This window comes from Marinobacter sp. CHS3-4, assembly GCF_030053415.1.
Classification (GTDB): domain Bacteria; phylum Pseudomonadota; class Gammaproteobacteria; order Pseudomonadales; family Oleiphilaceae; genus Marinobacter.
Genome location: NZ_JASGBJ010000004.1, coordinates 130281 through 144364 on the forward strand (window position 1 = coordinate 130281; position 14084 = coordinate 144364).

Here is a 14084-nt window from a genome sequence, read left to right on the forward strand (position 1 = left end):
TCGCGGAAAGAAAAAAGTTACTCAAATGAGACAACGCCTTTCTGAAGTGAAAGGCGTTGCCTTGGGCTTGGTGTCGCTGCCTTAATTGCTATCGCTGCAGCTTGCAGAAGAGCCGTAAGGGCTGACTTCCCCAGGAGATGGGCTTACAGGGTTGCTCTCGTTATATGCGAGATCACTGGCAAGGCACGGCAGGCTGAAGCGCTGCGTTGCGTCCGACTCCGTTCCACCCACCCGGGTTACTGCAGATAATTCGACAGTTACCCAGCTGCATTCGCTTTGCAGGAAGGTCAGATCAAAATCCGCGATTCCGCTGCTTGATGTTGTGACAGTTGTGGGAGTGGCGGCGGAAGGGAAGGGCTCTAGGCTGCCATTGCCATTCGCATCTTCTCCGGCGTCAAGCGTTCCATTATTGTTTACGTCTTCAGAGGGACATGACGTCGAGGGTTCGAAAATCCAGCGAGAGTCTGGCTCTCCTGCGTCTGTGTCTGGCGCACGGTAAATACCTTTTGTATATGAAATCGGCGTGACACTAAGCTCTACCAATTGGTTGCTTGCTGCGTTGCCATTCGCATCAGTAACGATGACTGTCCAAGGCTTGGTATAGGTTGTTGTGCTAGGCGCCGAAATCTTGTTGCCTGTGCCCAAATTGATCCTCAAGGCTTCACCTGCAACGGTAAGTGTCAGAGCGTCGCTGGCGCCACTGCTATGACTTGCAGTGACTGTAATACCATCTTTGGCGCTGGTAGTGCTTCCTGATGAATAGGTAATTTGTGCTTGACCCTGACTGTTGGTGGTTGCAGTCGAGCTCGATAGCTGACCGCCCGTGATGTCATTCAGGGTAAAGTTAATCGCCGCATTCTTCACCAAGTTATTGTTTGGATCTCGAACGGTGGCAGTGATTTCAGTCGACTGGTTTGGTGAAATCTGAGTTTTGTTCGCTTGCAGGTTTATAGAATCTACGGTCGAAGCTACAAACTCCACGTCTGTTTGAATTGTGGGTCCATTCTCAGTCAAAGCTGCGATAGAAGAGAGTCCAGCGTTATTAGATTGAATCTGCACTGATGCAGTGCCACCGGTCGTGGTGGCAATGCCATCCGCAGGAGTTAATTGGCCTCGAGTTGCTGAAAATTGGACTTCCGAACCGTCTGCAACAGGAGAGCCGTTAATGCTCCAGGTTACTTCAATTGTTTGAGGGGTGTTCAGGAGGATCTCTTGTCCAGAAGTTGGAGTGACAAATTCAAAGTCTTCCCCTGAGATAGAAATTTCAACAGACGCGGTCACTCTGCTCGCTCCGCTGTATGCTCCGACAGTCAACGTGTCGGAGCCAGCGCTGGAAGCGTTGTAGGTGAAATTTACTGAACCGCTTGAATCTGTCTGGCTAGAGGCAGGGGTGACTGAGTTATTTGCGTTGCTGGAGATAGTCACAGACTGACCCGAAATCGGATTATTATCGGAATCTGTGAGCTTGGCTGTAAAAACCGTATCCTGATTTAAAGGAACGCTGGATGGTCCCGAAAGCGTTATTTCGGTGCCGGCAACGCTAATATTGATAGAGGCGGTAGCCGAACCAGATGTCGCGGTAATGGTAAGTTGCCGGTTTTCGGGTGATCCTTGCGCTGAAACCTCGACGGTTGCTCGACCGTTATCATCGGTAAAGTTGCTCTGTATATTCAGAGTTGCAGTTGGCGAGGAAAACTCAATTGGAGTGTCAGTTAACACGACGCCACCGCTATTTTTAACAATCGCAGTCACGGTCGCGGAATTATTCCCGGCTGTTCCGATCTGAGTCGTGTTCGAAAGGAGTTGAATCGAAGCAGCGGTTGTCGAAGCTGTTTGATCAGATCCAGACCCGTCTCCGCTTCCGCTTCCGCCACTATTTGCTGGACCCGCAAGCGCACTAGAGTTTTCGTCGCCTCCACAGGCGGCCATGATGAGCGCTAGCAAAATGATCGCAGCGCGAGCAAGGATTTTCCCTGACATTGTTATCTCCAGTTTCCATTTACAGCAAAGTCCTTGAGGGCCCGCGTGTTTAGGGAAAGCGGAACTTCAAGTGTTTTCACAGGTTTTGCATCTATGCCGTTCTAATCGTAGCACAGGATTCATAGGTACAATGATGATTAGTATTCATTTATGAAAATCTTTGTAACCGCTTTACCTGGCATTTTACGGATGTGTTAGCCGGTTTCCCGTGGGTCTACATCTATGATCCATTTCGCCCCGCTTGGCAGCTTCGTCTCGTCCATTTTCTGGCAAGAGTCTGCAATGACATTATTGAGTTGTCGCCGCTGCGTCGAAAGAAGAACAAGCTGAGCACAGTGCTTGTCTGCTCGTCTCGCCAAAACCGCGGGCAAGGGGCCCCAGGTCTCTATTTGCGAGCCTTTGGATGATTGAATAAAAGACTTGATGGAGTCCAGTAGCCTAAGGCTGTCTTCCATGGTTCTGGATTCGGCTCGAAACGTTGCCATCGCCCGGAAAGGGGGTAGGTGGTTTTCCTTCCTTTCTGCCAATAGTTGGTCTGATATTGAGAGGTAATTGCCGGCGCCAAGAGTTTTCAGCAGCGGGTGGTCGCTGTGGCAGGTTTGAACCAGGACCTGGCCTGCCTGCGCACCTCGGCCAGCCCGGCCGCTGACCTGTATCAGCGTCTGTACGAGGTGCTCTGGAGCACGGAAATCCACGCTGAATAACCCGCCGTCCGCATTGATAACCACAACCAGCGTGACTCCGGGAAAATCGTGGCCTTTTGCAAGCATCTGGGTCCCCACCAATATGCAGGGCTTGCCCGTTCTTACCTTCTCGATAATGCTCTGGATTGAGCCCTTTCGCTGTGTGCTGTCGCGATCCACGCGAATGATTGGCGTTTCAGGGAAGTGTTCTGCCAGGAAATCCTCGGCTCGTTCGGTCCCTTGACCTACAGGTTTGAAGGCCTCGCTTTCACATTTCGGGCAGGTCTCCATCGCGGCCATCTGAAAATCGCAATGGTGGCAGCGCATGGCTCGGTCACGGCGGTGATAGGTGAGCCGAGTGTCGCATCTTGGGCACTCGACCATGTGACCGCAGTCAAAGCACATCATCACTGGGGCAAAGCCGCGCCGATTCACATACACCAACGCTTGTTGACCGCAGTCGAGGGTTCGTTGGATGGCGTCCAGGGCTGGGCGTGAAAAGCCTGCCTCGAGAGGTCGACTGCGGATGTCCAGCAACTTGATTTCTGGTGGTTTCGAGTCGCCTGCCCGATGCTCCAATCGCACCAGTTGATACTTGCCACTCCGGGCGTTGTGTAGTGACTCCAGCGATGGTGTCGCAGAGCCCAGAATGACAGGGCAGCGTTCAATGAAGCCGCGGTAAACGGCTGTGTCTCGCGCGGAGTATCGGAACCCGTCTCCTTGCTTGTAGGAGCTGTCGTGCTCCTCGTCGACGACAATGGTTTTCAGGTTCGTAAATGGAAGCAGCACAGCGGAGCGTGTGCCGATAAGGATGACCGGCTCGCCGTTGCGGACTTTAAGCCATGCGTTGAGTTTTTGGCCGTCGTTCAGCGCCGAGTGCCATACAGCGACCCTGGGGCCGAAATAACGCTCGAAGCGCGCCAGTGTTTGGGGAGTCAGATTAATTTCGGGTACCAGTACCAGTGCCTGGTCGTGAGCGCTCAGATGTCGCTTCAGGTAGTCCAGGTACAGTTCGGTTTTGCCGCTGCCAGTAATGCCATAAAGCAGCGACACGGAAAAGGCCTGATCCGGCGTTGCCAGCTGTTCAGCAGCGACTTGTTGTTCTGCGGACAGTTGTGGTCTTTGTGATGGCGAAACCGACGGGTTATGCGATTTTGGGGCATTGGTTGCCGCGATCAGATTCTTCTCACTGAGGCTCTTTATCTGAGCGTTGGAGTAACCCGCGAGCAGAATCTGTTTTGTCGCTACGCCTTCAGGATATTGTTTTAACCAATCGAAAAGTGCCTTCTGTTTTTTTGCGTTGGCAGGCAAAACCGCTTCATCGGATATGGTTTTCCAATATATTTCCGTGCGTTCTCTGGCGGGCTGCCCGCGTCTGAGGGCTGGGGGCAGGGCAGTGAACAGGCACTCGCCGAGAGCGTGTTGGTAATAGTCAGAAGCCCAATTGAGTAGGCGAAATGTCTCCGGGGGGAGCGCCGGCCATTCCTCGCAGCAGTCTTCAACCGTCTTTAATTGAATGCCCTCGGGTGGAGGCTGGTCCAGAGCGGCAACAATGCCGGTCATTCTAGAGCGGCCAAATGGGATCGTGACCCGCTGGCCCAGAGTGATGTTCATCCCCTCAGGTACGCGATAATCGAACAGCCTCCGAAGCGGACGGTTCAGGGCAATGCTCGCGGTTCGGGGCACGTTTGGCTCCATTTGGGGAAGAAGGTCGTTCGGTGGCCTGGGGGCCGCGATTAGGGCTTGCCTGAGCGCCTATTAACTAGTACGATTCGCGGTCTGTTTTAGGCAGGGCATGATTGTGCCCCGTCTCGTCAATTGATTCAAACATGCGGTGCCTGACGCCTGGATGTTAAAAGTCCCGCGATCTGGTAGCGGCATGACCGATAGAGGTAAGCCATGAAAGAAGGTATTCATCCAAAGTACGAAGAGATTACCGCCACCTGCTCTTGCGGTAATGTACTCAAGACTCGTTCCACGTTTACTCAGGATCTGACCCTGGACGTGTGTTCACAGTGCCACCCATTCTACACCGGCAAGCAGAAGGTGATGGACACAGGTGGTCGTATCGATCGTTTCCAGAAGCGTTTCGGCGGCAGAATCAAGAAATCTTGATTCCGCGAGCCAGACTAAAAAAGCGCCGACATCGGCGCTTTTTTTATGCCTGCAGATTCTGGGTAGCGTTTCAGCGACAATACAAACGCTTGTACGCAGTATGGCGTATTGACTGTACGCAAAATGCACAGGCAGGCCTTGTCTGGGAATTGCCTTCGCGCCATAATGGCGCGCTCCGCTGAGTGAGCTCAGTGGTCCTCTATCAATAAACGTAAAAAACGGAACAGTGGCAATGTCTCAAGATCTGAAAGAAGCAGCCCTTGAATACCACGCCAAGCCGCGGCCTGGTAAGCTGAGTGTTGAAATCACCAAGCCCACCAAGACTTCCCGCGATCTTTCTCTGGCGTATAGCCCCGGGGTTGCTGAGCCGGTCCGCGAGATCGCTAAGGACCCGGAGAATGCATACAAGTACACGGCCAAGGGTAATCTTGTTGCCGTCATTTCCGATGGTTCTGCTATTCTAGGCCTCGGAAATCTGGGGCCACTGGCCAGTAAGCCGGTCATGGAAGGTAAAGGCGTTCTTTTCAAGCGCTTTGCCGGTATTGATGTGTTTGACATTGAAGTGGATTCCGAAAGTCCGCAGGCGTTTATTGAAACAGTCGAGCGTATTGCAGACACCTTCGGTGGCATTAACCTGGAAGACATCAAGGCGCCCGAGTGCTTTGAGATTGAGCGCGCGCTTATCGAAAAGTGCAACGTGCCCATCTTCCACGATGACCAACATGGTACTGCTATCGTAACTGCAGCCGGCATGATCAATGCTCTTGAGCTGCAGGGTAAAAAGATTGAAGAGGCGAGGGTGGTTTGCCTGGGTGCGGGTGCTGCGGCAATTGCCTGCATGAAGCTATTGGTCAGCTGTGGTGTTCGTTCTGAGAACATTTTCATGCTGGATCGTAAGGGCGTTATCCATTCTGGTCGTGACGATCTGAACCAGTACAAAGCCATGTTTGCGAATGAGACCGATCGTCGCACGCTGGACGACGCGATTGATGGCGCCGACGTATTCCTGGGCCTTTCTGGTCCTGACCTTCTGACAGCGGATCAGCTGAAGAAAATGGCCGCGAACCCCATCGTGTTTGCCTGTTCCAACCCGGATCCCGAAATTAGCCCGGAAGTTGCGCTGGCTACCCGTGACGACCTGATTATGGCGACTGGTCGCTCAGACTATCCCAACCAGGTGAACAACGTGCTTGGCTTCCCGTTCATTTTCCGCGGGGCGCTGGATGTCCGTGCAACTGCCATCAATGAAGAAATGAAAGTAGCTGCGGTTCACGCCATTCGTGAGCTGGCAAAAGAGCCGGTTCCGCAGGATATTTGTGAGGCCTATGGTGTCTCAAGCTTCGAATTTGGCCGTGAGTACATCATTCCCAAGCCAATGGATGTGCGCTTGCTCGAAGTGGTTCCCGCCGCCGTGGCGCGAGCCGCGGTCGATTCTGGTGTTGCCCGTAATGGTTATCCGGCACACTACCCGCTAAAGTCCATGGACGACATTATTTGAGGGTGGGTTGAAACAAAAAACCGACGGTTTGGCCGTCGGTTTTTTTATGTCTTGAAAAAAGGCTTCGGTCAGAATATCTGTCGGGACAGATCCCCGTTGTCGCCATTGCTGTCGGTCTCGGCGGGCGTTTCCTCGGCGGTTAAAGGCGGTGGTGCGTCTTCCTCCCGGAAAACTTCGAAAATGGCACCCTCTGCCCCCGCGCGCGCGCGCTTGCCGGTTTCGGGATCAATTCGAACATTCACGATGCCATTGGGGCGGGGCATTAAAGATGAGGGTTCTCCCTGGAGGGCTGTTGCCATGTAGTCGAGCCAGATCGGGAGGGCGGTGCTGGCGCCGAATTCCCGGCGGCCAAGGGGCGCGGGTTGATCAAAGCCCACCCAGACGGTTGTGGCGATATCATGATTAAAACCGCCAAACCAGGTATCGCGCTGCTCATTCGTAGTGCCGGTTTTACCGCTGATGTCGTCACGGCCAAGTGCCAGGGCGCGGCGCCCGGTACCAAGACGTATGACGTCTCTCATCATCGAATGGAGGATGTACACGGATCGCTCGTCTGCAAGGCGTTTCATGATGCGGATTTCTGGTTGCGCCTGGGTATCTGTTTTTTGGGGCGGTTCGCAGTCCTGATCGCAAAGCACTGTATCTGGTGCGGTGTAAAGGCTTTTCCCGTTCACATCCTTAATGCTTTTAATATAGTAGGGTTTGACATCGAAACCGCCATTGGCAATCACCGCGAACCCTCGCGCCAGATCCATAGGGGTAAGCAGTCCACTACCAAGAGAAAGCGAGAGGTCTTTCTGCATATTTTCCGTCGGTATCTTGAGCTGCTTGAGATAGTTGATCGTGGATTCAATTCCCAGATCTCTCAGCAGTCTAATCGAGACCAGGTTCCGTGAACGATAAAGTGCCTCGCGCAATCGAGTGGGGCCGTAGAATTGGCCGGATGAGTTTTGTGGTCTCCAGGTGGTTTCCAGCTCGGAATCATCAAAGACAATAGGCGCATCGTTATAGATTGTGGCCGGTGTCTTGCCCTGTTCCAGGGCGCTCAAGTACAAGAACGGCTTGAATGTCGAGCCTGGCTGTCGGCGGGCCTGAGTGGCCCTATTGTATTTGGTCTGGCTGAAACTGTAGCCGCCAGACAAAGCCTGGATCGCCCCGGTTTTCGCCTCAAGCGATATCAAAGCGCCTTGCGCTTTCGGCACCTGAAACAGTGCCATCTGCGGCCTGTTCGGAGTCGCGGTTTCTTCAGGAGAGCTCTTTGTGGAGTCTTCGTTTTGCGCCGTCTGCGGTGCATCGTTGATCGCTTTTACATAAACGATGTCACCCGAACTCAACACGTCCGATGGTTTTTCCGGTTCTGGGCCAGTCAGGTCCTCTGTTTTATAGCGGCGCGCCCAGCTCATTGTTTCGAAGGGGATGATGGCGCTGCCAACGGAGCGGGCGTAGATCTCGGTCTTGCCCTCTTCATCGACGACATTGGTGACGACGGCGGGGATCAGGTCAGCCACTCTTGGGTATCCGGCCATGAGCCCTGACAGATTTTCCGGGGCTAGCGCTTCATCCGACACCTGGCCAATCGGGCCGCGGAATCCATGGCGGCGATCGTAGGCTTCAAGGCCTGATCTGAGCGCGTCTGTTGCCGCCTGTTGATTGTCACCATCAATGGTAAGGGTGACGGTGTAGCCATCCGTATAGGCGGCATCGCCATAGCGGCTGACCATCTCATTGCGTGCCATTTCCGCAATGTGGTCAGCATCGACTTCTGTGGATGGTGCGTTATAGCTTGCGGTGATCGGAGCGCTGGACGCCAGGTTAAAGGCGTCGTCTGTGATGTATCCGAGGTCACGCATGCGGCTCAGTATCCAATTTCGGCGGACGCCAGCGCGTTGCGGGTCGGCAATTGGGTTGTAGGCTGATGGCGCTTTGGGAAGGCCGGCCAGCATAGCCATTTGAGCCAGTGACAATTCCGCCACTGGTTTGTCGTAGTAAACCTGCGCCGCCGCCTCTATGCCGTAAGCTCGATTGCCCAGGTAAATCTTGTTCAGATAGAGCTCGAGGATGCGATTTTTGTCCAGTTCACGTTCAATCTGAAGAGCAAGAAGTATCTCGTTGAACTTGCGGATAAAGGTCCGGTCTCGTGACAAAAAGTAATTTTTTGCAACCTGCATAGTGATGGTGCTGCCACCGGATTGAATCTGGCCCGTGGAGATCAGTTCGATGGCAGCCCGCATCAGGCCTTTAATGTCGACGCCAAAGTGTTCGTAAAAACGGGCGTCTTCGGCCGCGAGAAAGGCATGTAACTGAATTGTAGGGATCTGTTCTATTGTGACTGGTGCCCTTCTCTTTTCGCCGAATTCTGCTATTAATTTGTCGTCCGCGCTATAGACCCTCAGTGGCGTCTGGAGTTTGATGTCCAGAAGTTTTTCGACAGGGGGGAGTCCTGGTCGCAGGTAAAGGTAGAAACCTGAGGTCAGAATGGTCGCTATACTTATACCGACGACAAAGAACCAGGCAAACAGGCGAGATGTACGCAACAAATGAGACATTTTTTTCTGACAACTGTTGGATATAGGTCTATCATTTGAGAAATTGCTTTAGGAAGAAAGAGAGACTTCCAGGCCACAATGTTCTCGAAAATTCTAAGAAAGGGCATTGTAGACGGAAAAATAAAGAAATTCTCTTAATTAAAAAACACATATGAAGTGGTTTTAACAAACCATTCATGACCCGGTGCGTGTAACCAGGTATAGGGTGAGCCAGTGTTCGGATTGCTAGGAAAAAAATCCAGTGCAGTGCTAGGGGTGGACATCAGTTCAAGCTCTGTAAAGCTACTGGAACTATCAAAGCAGGGTGACCGCTATAAGGTCGAGAGCTACGCGGTAGAGCCATTGCCGGCGAATGCCGTTGTAGAGAAAAATATCACCGACGTTGAGGCGGTCGGAGAAGTGCTCAAGCGAGTTGCTTCCAAAGCCCGCACCGGCGTGAAGCAAGTTGCGGTTGCCGTGTCAGGCTCTGCCGTAATTACCAAAGTGATCCAGATGGATGGCGGCCTGAACGAGTTCGAGATGGAAGACCAGATAACTCTCGAAGCGGACCAGTACATTCCCTATCCGCTGGATGAAGTTGCAATCGACTTTGAGGTGCAGGGACCGTCAGAGACAAATCCTGATCAAGTTGACGTTTTGTTGGCTGCCTGCCGAAAAGAGAACGTTGATATTCGTGAAGACGCGCTCGAGATTGCGTCCCTCTCTACCAAGGTGGTGGATGTTGAAGCATACGCTTTGGAGCGTGCCTATTCCCGTATCGAGCCGCAGCTCGATTCCCAGGGTGAGGAACTGGTTGTTGCTATTGTCGATATTGGCGCGACCATGACCACTTTGAGTGTGCTCGCCGAGGGTAAGACAGTATATACCCGCGAACAGGTATTTGGCGGCAAACAGCTTACCGAGGAAATTCAGCGTCGTTATGGCCTGTCACTGGAAGAGGCAGGGCTTGCCAAGAAGCAGGGTGGGTTGCCAGACGATTATGAATCCGAAGTTCTCACACCGTTCCGAGAGGCCGTGGTTCAGCAAGTCGCTCGTGCGCTCCAGTTCTTCTTCGGTGCGAGTCAGTACAATGCTGTTGATTATGTAGTGCTTGCCGGCGGCACGGCTTCTATTCAGGGCCTTACAGAAATGGTTGAAGAGAAAACAGGCACACCCACGCTGGTTGCCAATCCGTTTGCGGATATGGCGGTTGGCTCTCGGGTAAACGCCTCGTCTCTGAGTAACGATGCCCCATCGCTGATGATCGCATGTGGCCTGGCAATGAGGAGCTTTGACTGATGGCAAAGATCAACCTCAGACCCTGGCGTGAAGAGCTTAGGGCGGAAAAGCAGAAGCAGTTCGTTGTGATGATACTGGGTGCTGCAATTATTGCCGCTGGTCTGGCTTTCCTCTGGAAAACAGATATGGATAACCGGATTGCGTATCAGGAATCGCGTAATTCCTACATTGAGACAGCAACCAAGCAGCTTGATAAACAGATCAAGGAAATAGAAAGCTTGAAGCGCAAGAGGGATGAACTGCTGGCCAGAATGAAAGTCATTCAGGACCTGCAAGGCAAGCGGCCGGTGATTGTCAGGGTGTTTGATGAGCTGGTGCGGACGTTGCCGGACGGTCTGTATTACACCGACCTCACCAAGCGTGATGACAGCATCAGTATCGTTGGCATGTCCGAATCAAATAGCCGAATCGCATCATTGATGCGCCGATTCGAAGATTCGGATTGGTTCGCAAGCCCGAACCTCTCGAATGTTGCATCGGCAGATTCGCGCCGATCCGGATACAGCCGGTTTGATTTGACCGTACAACAGAAGACGCCCGAGCCCGAAGGAGGAAATAAGTAATGAGCCTCGCGGACTCCATGAAAAAGCTTAATGATTTCGATATCAACGATCTTGATATCAATAACGCTGGTATCTGGCCGGCACCCGTTAAAGCCATTGTCGCGCTGATTGTATTCGGCCTGATTCTGGGAGGCGGTTATTGGTTTTTCATAAAGGACCAGTATGCCGAGCTTCAGAAGGTCGAGAAGGAAGAGCAGGAACTGCGTGAGCGCTATGAGAATAAAGCCTATCGGGTTGCGAACCTTGAAGTTTTCAAAGCTCAGATGACTGAAATGGAAGAAACCTTTGGTGCACTGGTCAGGCAGTTGCCCAGTGAAACTGAGGTTCCTGGTCTTTTGGAAGACATTACCAATACGGCCCTGGGAAGTGGACTTGACCTTCAGGAGGTTAAGCTTCAATCCGAGCAAAAGCGGGATTTCTATTCCGAGCTTCCAATAAACATCCGAGTGGTGGGTTCTTACCATGAGTTGGCCAGTTTTGTGAGCAGTGTCGCAGGGCTTCCCAGGATCGTGACTTTGCATGATCTGAAGATTTCGCCGCAAGATGGTGAGCCAGAGCGTTTGAATATGCAGGTGCTTGCACGTACCTATCGTTACAGGGCCGGGGAGTGAGCATGAGTTTAAAGCTTTCTTTTAAATCTCTTTCGTGTGTTTGCCTGGTTTCTGTTCTCACCGCATGTTCTCAAGGCAGCGGGTTTTCTGACCTGGATCAGTTCATGGAAGAAACGCGCGCAAAGCCCCGCGGTTTTGTAGAGCCGCTTCCGGAATTCAAATCTTACGAAGCGTTCACATACTCTGCTGCCGATAGAAGGGCGCCGTTTGAGCCACCGGTCGATGTTCAATTAACGATGATGGATGAGCAGCCCACCAGTAACGTTGAGCCGGATCTCGATCGCCCCAAGGAAGTTCTGGAGAATTTCGGACTCAAACAGCTTACGATGGTTGGTACTTTGAGCGGTCAGTCTGACAGTCTGTATGCATTAATCCGGGATGATACTGGTGGTATTCACAGGGTCAAAACCGGGAACTACATGGGCGAGAATTACGGCCGAATCATCGGTGTCAATGAAACCCGTGTTGAACTGATTGAAATCGTTCCGAATGGTCGTGGCGGTTGGGTGGAGCGTCCACGCTCACTGACGCTAGACGGTGAGGCCGAAGGCTAGGGAGCGGCATATGAATAGTGAAAGAAACATGCATGAACAAAAAAGTTTAGGGTCGAGGCTAGCGATGTTCAGAAAATTAAATGTATACGTCAGCGTGGTTGCTCTTGGGTTGTTATCCGGCCTGGCCAATGCGGTCACGTTGGAAGACGTGTCATTTTCGTCGTTGGCAGGCGACCGGGTGGAAGTGACGCTGTCTTTCGATGGGGTTCCCCCTGAGCCGACTGGGTACACCATTGAGCGCCCGGCACGTATTGCGGTTGACCTGAGAGACACCACGAGTGGCCTCGAGTCACGCAACATTTCTCTCGGATCCGGAAATGCTCAAAGCATGACCGTGGTCGAAACCAAAGACCGAACTCGCCTGATTTTTAATCTGGCAGAGCTGGTGCCTTACGAAACCGCTCGCACGCAAACCAGCCTTGTGATGACGATCGGGGCCCGTCCGGACAATGTCACTGCGAGTTCCGCATCGACCTCTACGGCACCAGTGATTTCCACAGACAGCCCTTCAAGTTCGGCTTCCTCCGAGAATGCGCTGGCTGGGGTCGATTTTCGTCGCGGCAAGGAAGGGGAAGGGCGCGTAATTGTGGATCTTGGTGCGTCTGATGTTTCTGTGGATCTGTCCGAGCTTGGTGGCAAAATTCGCCTGACGATGGATAGTCTCACGGTGCCAGAGAATCTCAGGCGTCGGTTGGATGTCACTGATTTCGCCACCCCAGTGACACGGATTGATACCTTTATCGAGGGCGGGAATGCAGTCGTCGAGATCCGCCCCGAAGGCAATTACGATTACATTGCCTACCAATCGGGTACTGAATTTACTGTCAGTGTTGAGCAGCTAACAGAGCAAGAAGCCGAAGCCCGTCGGGAAGATAAGTTTCCTTACACGGGTGACAAGCTTTCCTTGAATTTTCAGGATATCGAGGTGCGTTCAGTCCTTCAGCTGATTGCAGATTTCACCGGCCTGAATCTTGTAGCCAGCGACACCGTTAGTGGCAGTATCACGTTACGTCTTCAGAATGTTCCCTGGGACCAGGCTCTGGATTTGATATTGAAGACCAAGGGCCTTGATAAGCGTCAAATCGGAAACGTGCTTTTGGTGGCTCCCGCCGATGAAATTGCTGCACGTGAAAAGTTGGAGCTCGAAACCAATAAACAGATTGCCGAGCTGGCGCCTGTCCGACTCGATATCATCCAGGTGAATTACGCTAAAGCCGCCGAGGTGGTGTCTTTGATTGAGGCGGACAAGGAGCTGATTTCTTCGCGTGGATTTGTGTCCTCAGACGCCCGCACTAACACCATCAGCGTTCGGGAAACGGCCGACAAGCTGGATGAAATACGGCGTCTGGTTTCGACCTGGGACGTTCCGGTTCGCCAGGTTTCAATCGAAGCCCGAATTGTTCGCGCACAAACCAACGTGGCCGAAAATCTTGGTGTTCGTTGGGGCGGCGCGGCTTATGACGTTAGCGGAAATGACGTGATTTCCATTGGCGGTTCTCAGGCAACCGTTGAAGAAGGCAGGCAGGCTGCCGGCGGGCTGAATAACACCATTTCGTTCCCTGATGCCCTGGCGGTTGATCTGGGAGTATCCGGCGAAGGCGCGTCTTCTGTTGCCATCGGCTGGGGTAGCGATGATTTCCTGGTCGATCTGGAGTTGTCGGCCTTGGAAAGCGACGGACGTGCAGAACTCGTTTCCCAACCGCGGGTTGTGACGGCCGACCGCCAGACTGCCTCCATCAAATCGGGTGAAGAAATTCCCTATCAGGAAGCGTCATCCAGCGGTGCCACTTCTGTTTCCTTCAAGGAGGCGGCCCTGTCTCTGGAAGTAACGCCTCAGATCACGCCGGATGACAAGATCATCATGGATCTGGTTGTTAATCAGGATTCACGCGGTGAGGTCACGGCGGGTATTCCGGCGATAAATACTAACCAGGTAACCACTCAGGTGTTGGTCGGCAATGGTGAGACAGTTGTGCTTGGTGGAATCTTCCAGTCGGAAGTGGCCACGACGACCACGAAAACTCCGTTCCTGGGTGACATCCCTTACCTCGGTCGTCTGTTCAAGCGCACCGAGCACATTGATGAGCGTAGCGAGCTACTGATCTTTATCACTCCTAAAATCATCAAGAGTGACCTGATTCAGTAAGCTATGTTGTGAAGTAAAAACCGCCGTTTCGACGGCGGTTTTTTTTTGCTGCCATTTTGCCTGAACTTATGGAAATACTGGCCCTGTGGTATTCTCACACGCCTGAACAC

General features: G+C 52.7%; 10 protein-coding genes. 7 read left to right on the forward strand and 3 right to left on the reverse strand.

Features of this window, described 5'->3' with window-relative positions; translation table 11 throughout:
• Nucleotides 1-81: 81 nt before the first annotated feature.
• Together QLQ17_RS15975 and QLQ17_RS15980 are read right to left on the reverse strand one after the other, a co-directional pair.
• Nucleotides 82-1980, reverse strand: a complete 1899-nt coding sequence (locus QLQ17_RS15975; protein WP_283210608.1) for an Ig-like domain-containing protein — start codon at nt 1978-1980, stop codon at nt 82-84.
• Nucleotides 1981-2174: 194 nt separating this feature from the next.
• Complete coding sequence (locus QLQ17_RS15980) at nt 2175-4349, reverse strand: primosomal protein N' (RefSeq protein WP_502867395.1); 2175 nt, start codon at nt 4347-4349, stop codon at nt 2175-2177.
• A 213-nt stretch (nt 4350-4562) separates the two neighbouring features.
• Here QLQ17_RS15980 and rpmE point away from each other — a divergent pair, with 213 nt between their 5' ends.
• Nucleotides 4563-4778 carry a 50S ribosomal protein L31 gene (gene rpmE, locus QLQ17_RS15985; protein WP_283210610.1) on the forward strand — a complete coding sequence of 72 codons (216 nt, stop codon included), beginning with the start codon at nt 4563-4565 and terminating at the stop codon, nt 4776-4778.
• A 232-nt stretch (nt 4779-5010) separates the two neighbouring features.
• A complete protein-coding gene (locus QLQ17_RS15990) occupies nt 5011-6276 on the forward strand; it encodes a malic enzyme-like NAD(P)-binding protein (RefSeq protein WP_283210611.1) in 1266 nt (421 codons plus the stop codon).
• Between the two features lie 68 nt (nt 6277-6344).
• Here the strand turns inward: QLQ17_RS15990 and QLQ17_RS15995 are convergent, their stop codons facing one another.
• On the reverse strand, nt 6345-8822 hold the full coding sequence (locus tag QLQ17_RS15995) for a penicillin-binding protein 1A (protein WP_283210612.1): 2478 nt from the start codon (nt 8820-8822) through the stop codon (nt 6345-6347).
• Between the two features lie 213 nt (nt 8823-9035).
• On the opposite strand from QLQ17_RS15995, the gene QLQ17_RS16000 reads away from it, so the two are divergent.
• The 5 genes from QLQ17_RS16000 to QLQ17_RS16020 all read left to right on the forward strand — a co-directional run bounded on the left by QLQ17_RS16000 (nt 9036) and on the right by QLQ17_RS16020 (nt 13974).
• Entirely contained in the window at nt 9036-10100 is a 1065-nt protein-coding gene (locus QLQ17_RS16000) for a pilus assembly protein PilM (protein WP_283210613.1), read from the forward strand.
• Nucleotides 10100-10663 (forward strand): PilN domain-containing protein, encoded by a 564-nt coding sequence (locus QLQ17_RS16005; RefSeq protein ID WP_283210614.1) that lies wholly within the window; start codon nt 10100-10102, stop codon nt 10661-10663. Before QLQ17_RS16000 ends, QLQ17_RS16005 begins: the two co-directional genes overlap by 1 nt.
• The gene (locus tag QLQ17_RS16010; protein ID WP_283210615.1) at nt 10663-11274 is read left to right on the forward strand and encodes a type IV pilus inner membrane component PilO; all 612 of its coding nucleotides are present in this window, start codon (nt 10663-10665) and stop codon (nt 11272-11274) included. Before QLQ17_RS16005 ends, QLQ17_RS16010 begins: the two co-directional genes overlap by 1 nt.
• A 2-nt stretch (nt 11275-11276) precedes the next feature.
• Nucleotides 11277-11828, forward strand: coding sequence for a pilus assembly protein PilP (locus QLQ17_RS16015; protein WP_283210616.1), 552 nt, complete (start codon nt 11277-11279; stop codon nt 11826-11828).
• A 64-nt stretch (nt 11829-11892) separates the two neighbouring features.
• The gene (locus QLQ17_RS16020; RefSeq protein ID WP_283210617.1) at nt 11893-13974 is read left to right on the forward strand and encodes a type IV pilus secretin PilQ; all 2082 of its coding nucleotides are present in this window, start codon (nt 11893-11895) and stop codon (nt 13972-13974) included.
• Nucleotides 13975-14084: the final 110 nt, after the last annotated feature.